The sequence below is a fragment of the Cupriavidus sp. 05L310 genome (assembly GCF_056398185.1).
Window position 1 is genome coordinate 85,882 of sequence record NZ_JBFTOX010000015.1, and the last position, 16,486, is coordinate 102,367.

Annotated in this window: 17 protein-coding genes; 8 read left to right on the forward strand and 9 right to left on the reverse strand. The window is 67.2% G+C overall.

The annotated features are described in order from the left end of the window. The first annotated feature begins 69 nt into the window (after positions 1–69). Complete coding sequence (locus tag AC1DS6_RS13325; RefSeq protein ID WP_035875536.1) at positions 70–1,272, forward strand: ribonucleotide-diphosphate reductase subunit beta; 1,203 nt, start codon at positions 70–72, stop codon at positions 1,270–1,272. Positions 1,273–1,363: 91 nt separating this feature from the next. On the opposite strand, the gene AC1DS6_RS13330 is transcribed toward AC1DS6_RS13325, so the two are convergent. Next, positions 1,364–1,702, reverse strand: coding sequence for a thioredoxin family protein (locus tag AC1DS6_RS13330; protein WP_441625578.1), 339 nt, complete (start codon positions 1,700–1,702; stop codon positions 1,364–1,366). A gap of 199 nt (positions 1,703–1,901) precedes the next feature. Here AC1DS6_RS13330 and AC1DS6_RS13335 point away from each other — a divergent pair, with 199 nt between their 5' ends. After that, positions 1,902–2,138 (forward strand): hexameric tyrosine-coordinated heme protein, encoded by a 237-nt coding sequence (locus AC1DS6_RS13335; protein ID WP_441625576.1) that lies wholly within the window; start codon positions 1,902–1,904, stop codon positions 2,136–2,138. A gap of 9 nt (positions 2,139–2,147) precedes the next feature. On the opposite strand, the gene AC1DS6_RS13340 is transcribed toward AC1DS6_RS13335, so the two are convergent. Continuing rightward, positions 2,148–3,071, reverse strand: coding sequence for a DMT family transporter (locus tag AC1DS6_RS13340; protein WP_441625574.1), 924 nt, complete (start codon positions 3,069–3,071; stop codon positions 2,148–2,150). A 124-nt stretch (positions 3,072–3,195) separates the two neighbouring features. Between AC1DS6_RS13340 and AC1DS6_RS13345 the strand changes: the two genes are divergently transcribed. Beyond that, entirely contained in the window at positions 3,196–4,116 is a 921-nt protein-coding gene (locus tag AC1DS6_RS13345; RefSeq protein WP_477102589.1) for a LysR family transcriptional regulator, read from the forward strand. Between the two features lie 26 nt (positions 4,117–4,142). On the opposite strand, the gene AC1DS6_RS13350 is transcribed toward AC1DS6_RS13345, so the two are convergent. After that, positions 4,143–4,988: an AraC family transcriptional regulator gene (locus AC1DS6_RS13350; protein WP_441625570.1), complete on the reverse strand. Its 846-nt coding sequence runs from the start codon at positions 4,986–4,988 to the stop codon at positions 4,143–4,145. A 56-nt stretch (positions 4,989–5,044) separates the two neighbouring features. On the opposite strand from AC1DS6_RS13350, the gene AC1DS6_RS13355 reads away from it, so the two are divergent. Both AC1DS6_RS13355 and AC1DS6_RS13360 read left to right on the forward strand, forming a co-directional pair. Then, entirely contained in the window at positions 5,045–5,401 is a 357-nt protein-coding gene (locus AC1DS6_RS13355) for a GFA family protein (protein ID WP_035875530.1), read from the forward strand. A gap of 62 nt (positions 5,402–5,463) precedes the next feature. Beyond that, entirely contained in the window at positions 5,464–6,090 is a 627-nt protein-coding gene (locus tag AC1DS6_RS13360; protein ID WP_441625568.1) for a glutathione S-transferase family protein, read from the forward strand. Between the two features lie 43 nt (positions 6,091–6,133). Here the strand turns inward: AC1DS6_RS13360 and AC1DS6_RS13365 are convergent, their stop codons facing one another. Both AC1DS6_RS13365 and AC1DS6_RS13370 read right to left on the reverse strand, forming a co-directional pair. Continuing rightward, entirely contained in the window at positions 6,134–8,482 is a 2,349-nt protein-coding gene (locus AC1DS6_RS13365) for a cytochrome P450/oxidoreductase (protein WP_441625566.1), read from the reverse strand. A 54-nt stretch (positions 8,483–8,536) separates the two neighbouring features. Continuing rightward, positions 8,537–9,487 carry a Bug family tripartite tricarboxylate transporter substrate binding protein gene (locus AC1DS6_RS13370; protein ID WP_414629495.1) on the reverse strand — a complete coding sequence of 317 codons (951 nt, stop codon included), beginning with the start codon at positions 9,485–9,487 and terminating at the stop codon, positions 8,537–8,539. 218 nt (positions 9,488–9,705) lie between these two features. Here AC1DS6_RS13370 and AC1DS6_RS13375 point away from each other — a divergent pair, with 218 nt between their 5' ends. Further along, positions 9,706–10,557, forward strand: a complete 852-nt coding sequence (locus tag AC1DS6_RS13375; protein WP_441625564.1) for an IclR family transcriptional regulator — start codon at positions 9,706–9,708, stop codon at positions 10,555–10,557. Positions 10,558–10,597: 40 nt separating this feature from the next. Here AC1DS6_RS13375 and AC1DS6_RS13380 read toward each other — a convergent pair whose 3' ends face one another. Both AC1DS6_RS13380 and AC1DS6_RS13385 read right to left on the reverse strand, forming a co-directional pair. Further along, the gene (locus AC1DS6_RS13380; protein ID WP_035875521.1) at positions 10,598–11,497 is read right to left on the reverse strand and encodes a recombination-associated protein RdgC; all 900 of its coding nucleotides are present in this window, start codon (positions 11,495–11,497) and stop codon (positions 10,598–10,600) included. 179 nt (positions 11,498–11,676) lie between these two features. After that, positions 11,677–12,255 carry a BPSL1445 family SYLF domain-containing lipoprotein gene (locus AC1DS6_RS13385; RefSeq protein ID WP_441625562.1) on the reverse strand — a complete coding sequence of 193 codons (579 nt, stop codon included), beginning with the start codon at positions 12,253–12,255 and terminating at the stop codon, positions 11,677–11,679. 311 nt (positions 12,256–12,566) lie between these two features. Between AC1DS6_RS13385 and AC1DS6_RS13390 the strand changes: the two genes are divergently transcribed. Together AC1DS6_RS13390 and AC1DS6_RS13395 are read left to right on the forward strand one after the other, a co-directional pair. Beyond that, the gene (locus AC1DS6_RS13390) at positions 12,567–12,962 is read left to right on the forward strand and encodes a hypothetical protein (protein ID WP_428178970.1); all 396 of its coding nucleotides are present in this window, start codon (positions 12,567–12,569) and stop codon (positions 12,960–12,962) included. Positions 12,963–13,151: 189 nt separating this feature from the next. Next, the gene (locus AC1DS6_RS13395) at positions 13,152–13,400 is read left to right on the forward strand and encodes a DUF6388 family protein (protein ID WP_441625559.1); all 249 of its coding nucleotides are present in this window, start codon (positions 13,152–13,154) and stop codon (positions 13,398–13,400) included. Here the strand turns inward: AC1DS6_RS13395 and AC1DS6_RS13400 are convergent. Further along, positions 13,397–15,025 (reverse strand): MFS transporter, encoded by a 1,629-nt coding sequence (locus tag AC1DS6_RS13400; protein ID WP_441625557.1) that lies wholly within the window; start codon positions 15,023–15,025, stop codon positions 13,397–13,399. The two genes, AC1DS6_RS13395 and AC1DS6_RS13400, sit on opposite strands and share 4 nt — an antisense overlap. A 28-nt stretch (positions 15,026–15,053) precedes the next feature. Continuing rightward, positions 15,054–16,457, reverse strand: coding sequence for an FAD-containing oxidoreductase (locus AC1DS6_RS13405; protein ID WP_441625555.1), 1,404 nt, complete (start codon positions 16,455–16,457; stop codon positions 15,054–15,056). Positions 16,458–16,486 lie beyond the last annotated feature (29 nt).

Below are 16,486 nucleotides of genomic sequence, written 5' to 3' on the forward strand. Positions count from 1 at the left end.
GGCCCCCTCGCCGCGCCGCTGCGCGGCGAGGGCCACGGCAAACCAAAGCATTCCACGGAGAACCACACCATGCTGAGCTGGGACGACGACGTTCAAGCCACCCCGCAGGCTGCCCCGCAGCCCGCGCCGAACCCCACCGCCACGCCTGCCGCCGCACGCTCTGTCGACCAGCACGGCGTGCTGCCGCCGGCCGCCACGCAGCCGGCCGGCACGGGTATCCTCGGCAACCTGCCGGCGTCCGACGCGCCGACGGACCGCCGCGTGAATGCCGCCGACAAGCGCGTCATCAACGGCTCGACCGACGTCAACCAGCTGGTGCCGTTCAAGTACAAGTGGGCCTGGGAAAAATACCTGGCCGGCTGCGCCAACCACTGGATGCCGCAGGAAATCAACATGTCGCGCGACATCGCGCTGTGGAAGGACCCGAACGGCCTGACCGAAGACGAGCGCCGCATCATCAAGCGCAACCTCGGCTTCTTCGTCACCGCCGACTCGCTGGCCGCCAACAACATCGTGCTGGGCACCTACCGCCAGATCACCGCGCCGGAATGCCGCCAGTACCTGCTGCGCCAGGCCTTCGAGGAGGCGATCCACACGCACGCCTACCAGTACATCGTGGAGTCGCTCGGCCTCAATGAAGCCGAGATTTTCAACGCGTACCACGAAGTGCAGTCGATCCGAGACAAGGACGAGTTCCTGATCCCGTTCATCGACACGCTGACCGACCCGGCCTTCAAGACCGGCACGCCGGAAAACGACCAGAAGCTGCTCAAGTCGCTGATCGTGTTCGCCTGCATCATGGAAGGCCTGTTCTTCTACGTGGGCTTCACGCAGATCCTGGCAATGGGCCGCCAGAACAAGATGACCGGCGCCGCCGAGCAGTACCAGTACATCCTGCGCGACGAATCGCTGCACTGCAATTTCGGCATCGACCTGATCAACCAGATCAAGCTCGAGAACCCGCACCTGTGGACCGCCGAGTTCAAGGAAGAGATCACCGCGCTATTCAGGAAGGCCGTGGACCTCGAATACCGCTACGCCGAGGACACCATGCCGCGCGGCGTGCTGGGCCTGAACGCGCCGATGTTCAAGGGCTACCTGCGCTTCATCTGCAACCGCCGCTGCCAGCAGATCGGCCTGGAGCAGTTGTTCCCGAACGAGGAAAACCCGTTCCCGTGGATGAGCGAGATGATCGACCTGAAGAAGGAACGCAACTTCTTCGAGACGCGTGTGATCGAGTATCAGACGGGTGGAGCGTTGTCCTGGGATTGAGCGTCGTTGTCATGTTGTTGTCGCACGCGGCATGGCGTGACGCATGAACAAAAAAGCTCCTTCGGGAGCTTTTTTGTTTTCATTGACCGCATCAGGATGAAGGCGCTCCGTCGATTCGCGTCAACGCCTCTTCAATCGCCCCCGCATCACCCGGCCGCACCAGCCGCGCGACCTCCAGGCCATCGCGCATAAACACCAGCGTGGGCCATAGCCTGACCCTGAACGCGCGGCCCAGCCGCTTGCCGCTGCCGTCCTCGATCTTGATGTGCCGGACTGCCGGATGGGCGTTCATCGCGCTGGCCAGGTGGGGCTGGGCCCGCACGCAGTGGCCGCACCACGGTGCGCCGAATTCGATCACGGCCGCCCCTTTCATCTCGTCGATCTCGGCCCGCGCCGGTTCGCGCGCAGCGTACACATCGGTCATCGTCATGGTCAGTCCCCTCGCTTGCCGGATCTCCGTTTGTGAATTGTAATTCTTGCGAACGCGGCATCGCACTGCCGACTACCAGCCGATTGGGCAATGCCGCTGGCTACCTCTAAATCCCCGACACTGGCTATTGCCCCCGCGCGTTCCGCCTCCTAGGCTGGATTGTCCTGATGGACTCCCACAAACACCAAGGAGCGTGACCATGTCATTCCCGCTTGTCCCCAACGGAACCCTGATTACCCCGACCGCCGAAGAAGGCCGCCAGCTGGCCGTGAAAATGGCAAGGCTGATCATCAGGGCGACCCAGCCCGACGACCAGGTCCGCGAAACGCTGCGGGCCGTCTATGCCAACGACGCGACCATGCTGCTGCAGGTCGGGCAGATCGTCGCAACGGAGTTTGCGACCATCGCCGCCGCGAACAATCACTGGCGCGGCTGAGCGCGGGCGTCAGGCCTGCGTGGCCTGCGGTACCTCTGCCTTGGCCGGCTTGCGCCAGCGCACCGTGGCCAGCAGCGATGCCGCGACGATCAGGCCACCGCCGGTCCACGCGGTGGCCGAGATCCTTTCCCCCAGCCACAAGGCTGCGAACAGGGCGCCAAACGCGGGTTCGCTGCCCATCAGCAAGGCCACGCGCGTGGGGCTGCTGCGCTTGATGGCGTAGTTCTGCGCGAAGAATGCGAACAGCGTGCAGGCGATCACCAGGTACAGCACCGTGGCCCAGAATGCCCCGTGGCCGGAGAGCGACGGGATGGGTTGCCACTGGGCGGGCATCAGGACCAGCGCCAGGGCCGCGCTGCCTGCGGCCACCACGCCCGCTTGCACCGCCGTCATCGTCAGAGCCGGCAGCGGCGCCGCGCGCATCACTCGCTTGGTCACGCACACCATTAGCGCCCGCAACACCGCGGCGGCCAGGATCAGTCCATCGCCGGGATTGAGGACGAACTCGCCGTCGCCGGCCAGCAACCACGCGCCCAGCAACGAGAGGGCTACCGCCGCCCATTCGATGGTGCCCGGCCTGCGCTTGAGCAGCAGCCATTCGACCAGCGGCGTCAGCACCACGCACAAGCTGATCAGGAAGGCGGCGTTGGACGCGCGCGTGAGCAGCACGCCAAACGTCTCGCACAGGAAGATGCCCAGCAGCAGTACCCCGGTGCCAAGCACGGCGCGCATCGTGGCGGCGTCGGCGTGGCGCAGCCTGGCCAGCGTGGGCGACAACACCAGGAAGGTGATGCCGAAGCGCAACGCCAGCAGGCCCAGTACGGGATAAAACACGAGCGCGCTCTTGACCGCGCCGTAGCTGCTGCCCCAGACCACGGCAACCGCGAGCAGCATCAGGTCGGACAGCAGGAGTAAGCGTTTTTGAGCAGGCATGGCGGTTCTCGGGCAATGGGTCCTGCATTGTCGAATTTTGCATCCACGGTGATAATCGGGTCGATGTGCAAAGCCTTTATGTCACAGATGCATTAATCCAGTGCACCGGCCGCGATCACGCCATATGAACCCAACCGAACTTTTCGCCTTGCTGCCCGACATGGCGGTGTTTGCGCGCGTTGTCGATGCGGGCAATTTTTCGGTCGCCGCGCGCCAGCTCGGCAGCACGCCTTCCACGGTCAGCCGCCAGATCAAGCGGCTGGAGGAAGCCTTGGCGACCCGCCTGCTGGAGCGGTCGACCCGCAAGGTGCGCGTAACGGAGTCGGGTGCGCAGGTGTACCGGTACTGCCGCGACGTGGTGAGCGCCGCGTCGGGGGCGATGGATGCGGCCGGTCACCTGATGGGCCGGCCGCAAGGCCGGGTCAGATTGAGCGCGCCGACCGCGTTTGCGAAGACGGTGATCCATCCGCTCGTGCCGGGTTTCCTGCGCGCGTACGCGGAGATCGACCTCCAGTTGCTGTTTACCGATCACGAGGTCGATCCGCTCGATGACGACCTCGATCTCGTGATCCGCCCGACCCAGCACCCGCCGCCCGGCCTTGCGGGCCGGCGCCTGGGCACGGTGCGCTGGGTGCTGTGCGCCTCGCCGGCTTACCTGCGCGCACGCGGCACGCCGGCGCATCCGCGCGAGCTCGCGCAGCACGATTGCCTGTACCTTGGCGAAACCGCCGACGACAACCGCTGGCGGTTTCGCAGAGACACCGAGACGCAGACCGTGGAGGTACGGGGGCGCTATATCGCGAACCACGCTGGCGCGCGGCTTGAAGCCGCGCAGCAGGGCTTCGGCGTCGCCAGCCTGCCGGATTTCGCCGCGGCCGGCGCGTTGCAGAGTGGCGAACTGGTGCAGGTGCTGGCCGACTGGGAGCTGCAGGCGCGCGCCTATGTGGGTTCGGTGTGGCTGCTCTATCCGCCCAATCGCTTTTTGCCACCGAAGGTGCGGGTGCTGATCGATTACCTGGCGGAACACATCGGCAGCGCCGGCTGACAAAGCTTGCGCTGCTGCCGTGGCGGTCAGCGGCTGTTTGCCGACGTGTTTTGCGAGCGCTGGTAGTCGCCCGGCGAAACCCCGACCAGCCTGGTGAAATCGCGCGTCAGGTGGGCCTGGTCGAAATAGCCGAGATCCGCGGCGAGTTGGGCAAGGCCGACTGGCTCCCCGCGCGCCAGCCGCCATGCCGCTTCCTGCAGGCGATAGCGCCGCAGCATCCATTTGGGCGACACGCCCACATATTCCTGGAACAGCCGCTGCAGGGCGCGCACGCCCACGCCGGCGTATTGCGCCAGCGCTTCCACGCTGGCCGGGCCCTGCGCGCTGGCGGCATGCGCCACCACGCGTTGCAGTTGCTCCACGGCCGGGTCTGGCGCGGGCAATGCGCCGGACAGCAGGGATTCGGCGGCGCTCACCATGGCCTCGTCACTGCCGGCATCGAGCACCAGTGCTTCCGCGTGGCGTTCGTCGCACTGCAGCAGAGGGCGCGCCGGGCGCGTGCCATCGGTCAACGCCGACATCGGCTCATCCAGAAAGGGGCGCAGGCCGCCCACGCGAAAGCGCGCGCCGAGCACATGGCCAGCGCCTTCGAGCTTGCGGTCGAAGACACCGCGCACCACGCCGAAAATCGCCGTCTGTCTGTGGTCGAACACCAGGTTGGCGTTCGGATAGGGCAGCACTCGCTGCACCTCCGGCGCGTGGCCCTCCAGGTTCCACTCGACGATCCAGTAGTGCTCGACAAAGGGCGCCAGCGCCTCGGATGGCAGATAGCGGCCGAGCCGGATGCGGCGCCCGGTGCCGCGCGGGTCAACGATGCCTTTGGGCTCGGCGGTGACGGGTGCATGCGTGTCGCGTTTTTCCAATCTGGGCATGAGGATCGGTGCAAAACTATGGGCTTCGGCAAAGCGCCATGATATCGGAGACAACCATGCCAGAATCCCGTTACTCCGGCGGCTGCCATTGCGGCGCTGTACGGTATGAAGTGGACATCGACCTGGCTGGCGCCATCGAGTGCAATTGCTCGTTATGCAGCAAGCGCGGGTTCATCTGGTCGTTCACCCCCGCGGACAAGTTCACGCTGACCGACGGCGCGCAGGCCACGCGCACTTACAAGTTCAACAAGCATGTGATCGACCATCGCTTCTGCGAGACCTGCGGCGTGGAGGCCTACGCGCTGGGCAGCATGCCGGACGGCTCGCGCGTGGCGGCCATCAATGTGCGCTGCCTGGATGGCGTCGACCTGACACAACTGCAGCCCAGGAAAGTGGATGGCGCCAGCCTGTAGCGGCGCTCTCTTCCGATCCGATCCGATCTTACCGATTGCTTTCCCCCTCTGGAGCCAACGCAATGTCCCAGCCTGAAGTCACCCTGTTCCACTCGCCCAATACGCGTTCCACCGGCGCACTGACCCTGCTCGAGGAACTGGGCGTGCCGTATCGCCTCCACCCGCTCAACATGAAGGCCGGCGAGCAGCGCGAGCCGGCTTACCTGGCCATCAATCCGATGGGCAAGGTGCCGGCGATTCTTCATGGCGACGCGCTGGTGACAGAGCAGACCGCCGTGTTCATCTTCCTGGCCGACCTCTTCCCGCAGGCAAGACTCGCTCCCGGGCTGACCGATCCGCTGCGCGGGCCTTACCTGCGCTGGATGGCGTTCTACGGCTCGTGCTTCGAGCCGGCGCTGGTGGACCGCTCGCAGCAGCGCGAGACGCCGCGCGCGATGTGTCCCTATGGAGACTACGACACCACGATCGGCACGCTGCTCGGCCAGCTGGAAAAAGGGCCCTACCTGCTGGGCGATACCTTCACCGCCGCCGATGTGCTGTGGGGCACCGCGCTGACCTGGACCACCATGTTCAAGCTGGTCGAGGCGACGCCGGTGGTGCAGGCTTATATCGACCGCATCAACGCGCGTCCGGCGGTGGCGCGCGCGCGTGCGATCGACGCCAGGCTGGTGGCGGAGCAGGGCGGCTGATCGACTCGGCCAACGACGGCGGCGCGCGGACAAGCGCCGCCGCTCACAGCTCCAGCACCAGCCGCGTGCACTTCGCGCGCGAGCAGCACGCCATCATCTTCGTATTGGCTTCGCGCTCGGCGCGGGTGAGCACCACGTCGCGATGATCCACTTCGCCGGCCAGCACGCGCACTTCGCACGAGCCGCACAGGCCTTCTTCGCAATCGCTCTGCATGTCGATGTTTGCGGCGCGCAGCGCGGCCAGCAGGGTCTGGCCGGGCGCCACCGTGACGACAAGGCCGGAGTCCTTCAGCTCGGCTTCGAAGGCCTGCTCCTGGCCGGGGTCCAGGGTGCTCAGCGCGGACTGGAAATGCTCGATCCGCAGCGCGTCCTCGGGCCAGCCCGCGCAGGCTTGCTGCAGGGCTTCGAGCATGCGCGCCGGGCCGCAGGCGTAGATCTGCGTATCCGGCTCGGGATGCGCGAGCAGGCTGGCGAAATCGTTGCGCCGTCCTTCGTCCCTGGCGTAGAGATGCAGGCGATCGCCATGCAGCGCGGACAGTTCGTCGAGCAGTGCCATGGATGCGCGTGAACGGCCGCTGTAGTGCAGTTCGTAGTCCATGCCGAGCAGCTTCGCCCGCCGCGCCATCGCGCTGACGGGCGTGATGCCGATGCCGCCGGCGATAAGAATCAGCTTGCCCGCGCTCTCGTCCAGCCGGAAGTGATTGCGCGGTCCGCGGATCTTCAGCCGGTCCCCGGCCTTTACGCTGTCATGGACCCATGCGGAGCCGCCGCGGCCTTGCGCTTCCCGCAGCACGGCGATCTCCAGCGCGCCGCTGTCGTCCGGATCGCCGCACAGCGAGTACTGCCGCGACAGGCCGGTATCGCCGCATTCCACGTCGATATGCGAGCCCGGTGTCCAGCGCGGCATCGGCTGGCCATCGGGCGATACCAGCCGCAGCCTGACGATGCCCTCGGCCGCGCGGGCTGCGCCAGCCACCACCACCGGCCGGCTCAGGGCATGGCCCGAAGGCTCGCCGATGCGTACCGGCACCTGTACGTCCAGCAAGGCAGGGTCGGCGCGCTCGGGATTCTGCCTCGGGTCCCACTCCACCCACACGTGCTCGGGGCCGCGGAACGAGGTGTTGGGTACGTAGCTGAAGCGCTGCTCCGCCAGGCGCATATGGGGCAGGCGCCGCGTGAGTTCCTCCAGGAAAACCTGCATCTCCATGCGCGCCAGGTTCTTGCCCATGCACTGGTGCGAACCGTAGCCGAAGGTGAGCTGGTCGCTGGCGTTTTCTCGGCGGATGTCGAACAGATCCGCGTCGGCGAAGTGCCGCTCGTCGTGATTGGCCGACGACGTCACGATCAGCAGCCTGGAGCCGGCGGGAATGTCCACGCCGCCAACCTGCACGTCGCGCGTGGCCAGGCGCCGCCAGGCGGCCACCGAGCCGTTGTGCCGCAGGCATTCCTCCACCGCGTTCGGGATCAGGCCCGGGTCCTCGCAGATCTCCTGCCATGCGCGCGGATGCTGCAGCAGCAGCTTGATGGCATTGGCGGTCGCATTGGCGGTGGTTTCATGCGCGGCGACAATGCCGGCCATCATCATCGAATGGAGGTAGGAGTCCGTCACGATCTCCGGGTGCTCCTGCTGCTTGCGGATGCCGTAGCGCATCCACCCCGGCCCGGACGGGTCCTGCCGCATCTTGTCGAGGATCTTGCCGGCGAGCTGCCAGAAGTTGCCCACCGCATGCGCGACCTCCACCTGCTCCTCCGGCTTGGGCCGCCCCCAGGTGTTCACCGTATGCGCGATGGAATACTTGCGCAGCAGGTCCATGTCTTCCTCGGGCACGCCGAGAAAATGCAGCGCCACGGTCAGCGGCACTTCCCACAGCATCTGGTCGACCAGGTCGGCGCGGCCGTCGTCGATAAAGCGGTCGACATACTCGCGCGCCAGCCTGCGCACCATGGGTTCGTGATGCTTGAGTTCCTCCGGCGTGAAAGGCTCCATCAGCACGCGGCGCCGCGGCATGTGCGCGGGCTCGTCTTCGTTGACGAGCGTGCGGTTCATGGCGTAGCCGTAAGAGGCCAGCACGGCGTTGGCCTCCGGCCCGGTCGGCGTGATCTTCTCCAGCGCGATGGAGGGGCTGAACGTGAGGTTGTCGCGGAAGATCGCTTTGATATCGTCGTAGCGCGTCACCACCCAGTAGCCCAGATTCGGGCTGTAGAAGACGGGCTCCTGTTCGCGCGCCCAGCGCACGTATTCGGGCGGGTCCTGCTGGTAGGCATCCTCGAAGGGATCGAAGCCGGCGGCGCCCTGGCTGACCGGGCAGCCGGTTGGCGTGCGTTGCGCCGCCAGCAAGCTGTGGTCAACGGGGCATCCCGAGGCGCGCGGATTGGGGGTGGCGTTGGCCATGCTTGTTGCTCCGGTGTTCGTTTTGCGGGGTCCTTGCGCGACAAGGCGCGGCGGTCAGTCCAGGGTGATCTTCAGGTCGCGGATCAGCTTGTGCCAGCGTGTGGTCTCGCTGCGCAGCAGCTCAGCGTATTGCGCGGGCGTGTTGCCCACAGGCTCCACGCCGAAGTCCACCAGCCGCTTGTTGACGGCCGGCTCCTTGATGGCGGCCACCACCTGCTTGTTCAGCGTGGCGATGATGTCCGGCGGCGTGGCGGCCGGCACTACCATGCCGACCAGGGCCGCGGCTTCCACGTTCTTGTAGCCCGCCTCGGCAAAGGTTGGCACGTCCGGCAACTGGGGCAGGCGGGTCGGGTTGGCCACGGCCAGCGCCTTGACCTTGCCGCCCTTGATAAAGCCCGCGCCCGCGGCGAGGTCGACCATCATGGCCGGGACCTGCCCGCCGGCCACGTCGGCCAGCGCGGGCGCCGCGCCGCGATAAGGGGCGTGGACCATATTCAGTCCGGCTTCCACCTTGAGCAGTTCCATCGCAAGATGGTGCGGGCTGCCCGCGCCCGCGGAGGCATAGTCGATGCCGCCCGCCTTGGACCTGGCGCGGGCGATGAACTCCTGCACGTTGCTGACGTTCATGCCGGGGCCGACCACCAGGATCATCGGGAAGCGGCCCAGCAGGGTGACGGGTGCCAGATCCTTGACCGGATTGTAGGAAAGGGTCTTGTACAGTGCCGGGTTGAACACCAGCGTGCCGTTGTCCGCCGACAGCACCGTATAGCCGTCCGCCGGGGAGCGTGCGGTCTCCGCCGCGGCAATTGCCGTGTTGCCGCCCGGCTTGTTGTCTACCACCACCGGCTGGCCAAGCCGGGCGGAAAGCGCCTGGCCGATGGAGCGCGCCAGGAAGTCAGATCCGCCGCCGGCCGCATAGGGCACCACCCAGCGGACCGGCTTGGACGGGAAGGCGGTTTCCGCGCTGGCGGTGGCCGCCAGCAAGGGGATGGCGGCCAGGCCCATGGCGATGCATTTGCGGACTGTGATCATCTTGTCTCCTGTTTCCCGTTTTGTTGTCGGCAGCGGCTTGGCGGCTGTTTGCGTCTTCGACTTCGTTATGCGTAAATGATATACGCATTGCGTAATCTGGCGATGCGGGTTAACGTGGATTAACGCGGGTTTGCGGGCGCCGTGCCAATGTTCCTGACGCGGCGGCCCGCACCGCACTAGAATCTCCGGCCATGAAGACAACACTCGATCCAGACGACGCCGCGTTGCCCGCGGAGCCGCCGGCGCGCGAGCGGCGGCAGCGCGTGCAATCGGCGCAGACCGGCATGACCGTGCTCAAGGGGCTGGCCAATCTCGGCGGGCGCGCCAGCCTGACCGCGCTGGCCGCGCATATCGCCGAAAGCCCGGCCAAGGTGCACCGCTACCTGGCCAGCCTGATCGATGAGGGGCTGGTGGCGCAGGAGTCGGGGTCGCAGCAGTATTTTCTCGGCGTGGAGGCCATGCTGATCGGCCTGGCGGCGATGCGGCAGGTGGATCCGGTCCGGATCGCCGAGCCGTCGCTGATCCGCTTGCGCGAGAGCCTTGACGTCACCTGCTTCGTGGCCGTGATGGGGAACAAGGGCCCGACCATCGTGCGTTTCGAGGAGCCCGGGCTTCCCGTGACGGTCAATGTGCGCGTGGGATCGGTGTTGTCGATGTTGTGGTCGGCCACGGGGCGCACGCTGCTCGGCCTGCTGGACGAGCCGCGCGTGCGCGCGATGGCGGAAGAAGAGCTCGCCGCGGCGGCGCCGGAGTTGCGCGCGCAGCTCGATCGTGACGATCCTGTCGGGGTGCTGCGAGAGGAAGTGCGGCGAGCGGGGTGCGCGGTGGTGCGGGATACCAACCTGAAGGGCATCAGCGCCGTGGCCGCGCCGTTGTACGACTACACAGGCCGCATCTGTGGGGTAATCACGGCGCTGGGCGCCACGGGCGGCTTCGATGCCGCGATGGACGGGCCGATTGCCATCGCCGTGCGCCGCGAGGCGCAGGCGGCCAGCGCGCTGCTGGGATACGCCGCGGCACCGCAGGGCGGCGGTGCTGTTTAATGCTTGCCAGGGCGCGGGCCTGTCAATCAGGCCCGCCGGCTCAGGCCTTGCGCTCGCCGCCCAGTGCTTCGGTCAGATCCGACAACATATTGGCCAGTTCGCCGGCCATCATGGTGAAGTCGCCGTCGAAGCGTTCGTCTTCATCGCTTGCGCTGGCGCCGGCCTGTTCCTTGATCACGTCCAGCGGCGCCACGCGCTTGATCGTCAGTGACTCGGTCAGCACGAAGGACACGCGGTCGTTCCAGGTCATCGCCAGGCGCGTGCAGCGCTTGCCGGCGGCGATATGGCGGCGCAGGTCCTCGGCATCCAGCGGGTGGCGCACATAGCGCACCGTGGCTTTGCTTTCGGCGCTGGATTGCAGTTCCATCTCCTGGTCGACGGTGAAGCCGGCCGGCGCCGTGTCGGTGGCCAGCCAGTCGGTCATGGCGGCGACCGGCGACTGGTTCACATGCAGGTTTTCCAGCGGCAGCGGGTCGATCGCCTTGAACAGCAGGCCGCGCACTTCGTCGGCCTTGGCGGGGGCGGCGGCGTCGATGGCAAGCCAGCCGTTGACCGGATCGATCCACACACGGGTGTCCCGGCGGATGCTGAACGCGCGCGGCAGCAGCTCTTCGGTGATCTGTTCCTTGAGTTCGCGCATCTGCTTGCGGCCCGGCTTGAAGCCTTGCTGCTCTTCCAGCTCGGCGGCGCGCGCCTTGGTGACCTGGTTGACCACGGTGGAGGGCAGCAGTTTTTTCTCGGTGCGCATGGTCAGCAGCATCTGCTTGCCGACCTGATGCACCAGGGCGCCGTTTTCACGCGGCGAGGCCCAACCCTGGGTCTGCATTTCCAGGCTGGTGCCGGGGAAGAAGGCGTGGCGCGCCAGGCAGGCTTCGACCTCGTCGGCGGCGAGGGACCACGGTGCGGACAGACGGTGCAGCTGGAGATTCTTGAACCACATGGGAATTCGGCCAAAGGGAGCGATTCTAGCCGGTTAGCGTGTCGGATGCGGTAACAATGCGTGAGGGAGTTTGGCCGGAGTGGCGGCGCAGTGGCAGCAGGGCCGGAAAAGACAGGGGCCGGGCTGCTTTCGCAACCCGGCCCCGCATGCAGGCCGGCGTCAGGCCGGCTTGCGTGGCTTCAGATATCGAGCTTGCTGATCTTCGAGCCTGTCAGGCTTACGCCGCCCATCAGGCCCGCGTTGGTGACCACGAAGCCAACGATAGGCTGCTGGGCGGTATTGGTGTCCAGCTGTCCATTCGCGCCGATCGTCGCCAAAGCCACGGTGGCGTCCACGCCAGCGGTCCAGCCGCTGCTGGCGACGAACTTGTCGAATGCATCCTGCGTAATGAACATGAGGATGACGGCCTTGGACTGCGCCCCGAACTGAAAGCCGAACGAGCCCGTGATGAGACGGTAATAGCCACGGTTGGCGCCGCCCGCGCGCAGTGCGCCATCGCCATATTCGCCGCCCACGAAGAAGCCGGCCGAGATGACGTTGGGGAAGACCAGGATGCCGCGCGCGCGGTTGGCGAGTTCGTGCGAACCCTTCGCCGTCTCGTACAGCTTGTTGAGCGTACCGTCCACGCCGCCATCGATCTCGCGGCGCTTGGCCGCCTTGTCGGTGGGGGCATTGGGTGTGGTGGTACACGCGCCCAGCAGGCCTGAACTTGCCACCACCAGTCCAGCCCCTACCGTCAGAAACGATCTGCGTTCCATGCTCACTCTCCTGATTGTTTTACCTCTCACTGCACCGGATACCCCGGAGCCACTCTGCGCACCCCACATAAAGGATAGGCGTAATCGGCACTTGTAGAAACTTGAAATCTCGCCGCTAATCTTGTTCTCGGGTTTTCCCGAAAAGCCGGCGTACTCCCACCGTTTCTGGAGCAATATACAAGGCATTCTTGCGAATGGCTGTAGGACGGAGAATGCATTTTTGAGGCGCGGCGTCCTACAAGCGTGGGCGCTTTGCAACAACCTGTTTCATCTGGACAGGAACCCGGCCGCGCGAGATAAGTCCATGACACATGAAATCCGTTCTCGCCCTCATTCCCGTTACCTTGCTGGCAGCGGCTTGTGCTTCGCACGCGCCCGCCGATCCGCAAGCCTCCGCCGAAGCCAACGAGCAATGGCAATCACTGCGCGCCGCGTACACCACGTGCGCCAAGGACCAGGCCGATGCCGGCATGTCCGGCCGCGCCTCGGCGCAGGATCTCGCCGCCTCCGCGCTCAAGGCTTGCCAGCCGCGGCTGGACGCCATGCGCACGGCATTTCGCGAGTACCTGGACGCGCAGATGGTGTCCTCGCATGGCCGCGACGGCGCGCGCCAGGCCGCGGACCGCGTGAGCCGGGATACCGAAGCCAAGACCCGCAACTATCTGGTTCGCTACGTGGAGCGGGAGCGCTACACCGCCAGGCAGTAACGGCATGGATGGGCGGCGTGCATGGGCCGCCGCTCACGCCGTTCTTGCCTCGCATGCCTGAGGGGGATCGCGTACTGTGGTGTAATGCGCGGGCCCTGGCGCGCAAGTCCGGTCCCGTCCGGTTCCGTTCCGGGCCGCGTCGGCCGACGCGGCAGCCGCGCCCCACCAACCTCAAAGCGGTCCCTTCCGATGACTCTCTCTCCCGAACGCCTGCAGCTAGCCCACGAGCGTTTTCTTGCCGACAATCCCGAAGTGGTGGCGCTGCTCAAGGTGATCACTGAGCGCCATGCACGCGCTGCCGGCATGAGCGTGGAAGCCTTCCAGCGCTCCGAACTGGAGCGTGCCATCGGCCGCGAAGCCAGGCTTCGGCGCCTGAGCGTCGAAGAACTGCTGCTTGTGTACCTGGGCGAGCGCGCGGCGCCGGCACCCAGACGCTAAGGGCCCGGGGCTTGCTTTACCGGGCCGCGCGCCGGGCGCAGAAATAGCCAGGCGCAGGCCGCTCCGCCGGTGGCCAGCAGCGCCGAGAGCAGCATGACCCAGCGAAAACCTGCCACGAAGGCGTTGTCCACTGCTTGCCGGACGGCCGCTGTCACGAGGGGATCCGCCACCATCGGGATCTCTATGGCGGCGAGCTTCCCGCGTTGTGCCAGTACGGCCAGCGTCACCTGTGGCGGCAGGGCGCCGGCCGCCGGCGATTGACCAGGCGGCGCGCCAAGCGCCCGCTCCAGCCGGTGGTCGAACACGCGCGCCATCACAATCCCCAGCACCGCAATCGCCAGCAGCGTGGCCACGCGTGCCGCCGCATTGTTGATGCCCGACGCGGTACCGGCCGCGCCCGGCGGCACCGCATTCATGACCGTGGTGGTTAGCGGCGCCACGCTGATCGTCATGCCGACGCCCAGCACCAGCACCGCGGGAAAGAAGGTCAGCCAGTAACTGCCGCCGCTGGCGGGTAGCGCGAACAGGGCAAAGCCCGCTGCCGCCACCAGCGGGCCCACGATCAGGGGTTTGCGCGCGCCGTGCCGGTCCACCAGCCCGCCGGCCCAGCCTGAGAGCAGGAACATCAGCAGGATAAACGGCAGCAGGGCGGCACCGGCGGCCGTCGAGGAATACCCCTGCACCTGGATCAGGTTGAGCGGGAAAAAGAACAGGCCGCCGCCCAGCGCGGCGTAGAGCAGCAGGGTGAGCAGGTTGGCGCCCAGGAAGGCGCGCGAGCGGAACAGCGCCGGCGGCATGACGGGATTCGGTGCGCGGGCCTCCACGATCACGAACAGGCCAAGCGCAAGCACGCCGGCGGCAGCCGGTATCCACACCGCAGGGTGGCCCCAGCCCAGCGCCGGCGATCCGATCAGGCCATAGACCAGGCCACCCAGGCCCAGCGCGGCGAGCAGGCTGCCTGCCCAGTCGAGGCCGCCCGCTTGCCTGGGGCCGCGGCTGTCCGGCACGCGCCAGAACACGATCAGCAATACCGCCGCAGCCAGCGGCAGGTTGACCAGGAAGGCCGCGCGCCACGACAGGTGCTCGATCAGCCAGCCGCCCACCACCGGGCCTAGCGCGGTGGTCATGGCGGTGGCGCCGGACCAGGTGCCGATGGCCTTGCCGCGCCGGCTCTCGTCGAAAGAAGCCGACAGCAATGCCAGGCTGCCCGGCACCAGCAGCGCCGCGCCCACGCCCTGCGCCGCACGCGCCGCGATCAGGTGGCCGATGTTGCCGGCCAGGCCGCACCATGCCGAGCTGGCGGCAAAGATCGCCACGCCCAGCGCGAAGACGCGGCGCCGCCCGAAGCGGTCACCGGCGGCGCCCCCAACCAGCAGCAACGCCGCCAGCAGCAGCGCATAGGATTCCACCGCCCATTGCATGCCGCTCAGGCTGGCGCCGAAGTCCTTCTGCAGCGCGGGCAGCGCCAAGTTGACCACGGTGCCATCGATAAAGGCCATGCTCGAAGCCAGGATGGTGGCGGCCAGCACCCACGGCTCGTCGGCCCTGGCGCAGGGCGGCCCGCCGGGACTGGCCCGGATCGCGGCGTCGTCGCACGGGCCCTGGGCCAGCGGGGTTGTGGACATGTTCAGCGGCAGGCTCGCCGCCCCCCGGTCACGGTGCCGCCGGTTCCAGCGGGCGAAGCTCGCCCAGCATGGTCGGGATCAGCTCGGCCACCGTGGGGTGGATGTGCATGGCGCGCTGGACCACGGTGTACGGCGCGCGCGCATACATCGCGTCGAGGATGCAGTGAATCACCTCGTCGCCGCCCACGCCCAGCACCGCCGCGCCAAGGATCTCGCGGCTGCCGGCATCGACCAGGATCTTCATGAAGCCCTGCGTCTCACCCTTTTCCACGGCTCGGCCCACCCGGGTCATCGGCCGCATGCCCACCAGTACCTTGCGCCCGGACTGCCTCGCCTCGTGCTCGTTCATGCCGACCCGGCCCAGCGGCGGATCGGTGTAGAGCGCATAGGCCGGGATGCGGTCGCCAACGGTGCGGGCGGCTTCGCCGGGCGCCGCGTCCAGCAGATTGGCGGCGACGATCTCGAAGTCGTTGTAGGCGGTATGGGTGAAGGCGCCGCGGCCGTTGCAGTCGCCCAGCGCCCAGATGCCCGGCACATTGGTGCGCAATTGCTCGTCGACCTGGATATAGCCGCGCGCGTCGACGGCCACGCCGGCGCGGTCCAGGCCGAGGTCGTCGGTATTGGGCCGCCGGCCCACCGCCAGCAGCACGTGCGAGCCGACGACTTCGGGCGCGCCATGCGCGCAATCCATCTTCACCGCGACCTCGCCGCCGCGCTGCTCCAGTTCGATGCACTCGGCGTCCAGGCGCAGGCCGATGCCCTCGGCGGCGAGGATGTCGCGCACGGCGTCAGACACATCGGGGTCCTCCCGCTCGATCAGGCGCGGGCCGCGCTGCACAATGGTGACCTCGCTGCCGAAGCGGCGAAACATCTGGCCGAACTCCAGCCCGATATAGCTGCCGCCAACCACCAGCAGATGCCGGGGCAGCGACTCCACACGCATCATGCCGGCGTTGGTCAGGTAATCCACCTGGTCCAGCCCCGGCATCGGCGGCGCCGATGCGCGCCCGCCCACGTTGATGAAGATCTTGCCGGCGCGCAGCACGGTGTCGTTCACGCGCACGGTATCGGGGCCTTCGAAGCGGGCGTGGCCGAGATAGACGGTGCCGTGGTCCAGCTTGCGCATCCACGTTTCCACGCCATGCCTGGCGTTGCCGACCACGCCATCCTTGCGTGCCTTGACCCGCGCCATGTCGACCGTCACCGGCCCGGTGGGCACCACGCCGTATTCGGCCCCGCGCCGCGCCAGGCGGGCGGCATAGGCGCTCGCCACCATGGTCTTGGTAGGGATGCAGCCGTTGTTGACGCAGGTCCCGCCAAACGCCTGGCGCTCGATCACGGCCACTTTCTGTCCGTCGGCGGCGAGGCGCGCTGCCAGCGGGGGACCGGCCTGGCCGGTGCCGATGATGATGGCGTCGTAGTCGATGGTCATGGCGGGGGCTCCTGGGACGGACTGCGATG

Excerpts from the sequence above, each read along its gene's own strand:
- AC1DS6_RS13325 (WP_035875536.1), top strand. The coding sequence starts at position 70 with ATGCTGAGCTGGGACGACGACGTTCAAGCCACCCCGCAGGCTGCCCCG.
- AC1DS6_RS13330 (WP_441625578.1), bottom strand. The coding sequence starts at position 1,702 with ATGACGATGACCGATGTGTACGCTGCGCGCGAACCGGCGCGGGCCGAG.
- AC1DS6_RS13335 (WP_441625576.1), top strand. The coding sequence starts at position 1,902 with ATGTCATTCCCGCTTGTCCCCAACGGAACCCTGATTACCCCGACCGCC.
- AC1DS6_RS13340 (WP_441625574.1), bottom strand. The coding sequence starts at position 3,071 with ATGCCTGCTCAAAAACGCTTACTCCTGCTGTCCGACCTGATGCTGCTC.
- AC1DS6_RS13345 (WP_477102589.1), top strand. The coding sequence starts at position 3,196 with ATGAACCCAACCGAACTTTTCGCCTTGCTGCCCGACATGGCGGTGTTT.
- AC1DS6_RS13350 (WP_441625570.1), bottom strand. The coding sequence starts at position 4,988 with ATGCCCAGATTGGAAAAACGCGACACGCATGCACCCGTCACCGCCGAG.
- AC1DS6_RS13355 (WP_035875530.1), top strand. The coding sequence starts at position 5,045 with ATGCCAGAATCCCGTTACTCCGGCGGCTGCCATTGCGGCGCTGTACGG.
- AC1DS6_RS13360 (WP_441625568.1), top strand. The coding sequence starts at position 5,464 with ATGTCCCAGCCTGAAGTCACCCTGTTCCACTCGCCCAATACGCGTTCC.
- AC1DS6_RS13365 (WP_441625566.1), bottom strand. The coding sequence starts at position 8,482 with ATGGCCAACGCCACCCCCAATCCGCGCGCCTCGGGATGCCCCGTTGAC.
- AC1DS6_RS13370 (WP_414629495.1), bottom strand. The coding sequence starts at position 9,487 with ATGGGCCTGGCCGCCATCCCCTTGCTGGCGGCCACCGCCAGCGCGGAA.
- AC1DS6_RS13375 (WP_441625564.1), top strand. The coding sequence starts at position 9,706 with ATGAAGACAACACTCGATCCAGACGACGCCGCGTTGCCCGCGGAGCCG.
- AC1DS6_RS13380 (WP_035875521.1), bottom strand. The coding sequence starts at position 11,497 with ATGTGGTTCAAGAATCTCCAGCTGCACCGTCTGTCCGCACCGTGGTCC.
- AC1DS6_RS13385 (WP_441625562.1), bottom strand. The coding sequence starts at position 12,255 with ATGGAACGCAGATCGTTTCTGACGGTAGGGGCTGGACTGGTGGTGGCA.
- AC1DS6_RS13390 (WP_428178970.1), top strand. The coding sequence starts at position 12,567 with ATGAAATCCGTTCTCGCCCTCATTCCCGTTACCTTGCTGGCAGCGGCT.
- AC1DS6_RS13395 (WP_441625559.1), top strand. The coding sequence starts at position 13,152 with ATGACTCTCTCTCCCGAACGCCTGCAGCTAGCCCACGAGCGTTTTCTT.
- AC1DS6_RS13400 (WP_441625557.1), bottom strand. The coding sequence starts at position 15,025 with ATGTCCACAACCCCGCTGGCCCAGGGCCCGTGCGACGACGCCGCGATC.
- AC1DS6_RS13405 (WP_441625555.1), bottom strand. The coding sequence starts at position 16,457 with ATGACCATCGACTACGACGCCATCATCATCGGCACCGGCCAGGCCGGT.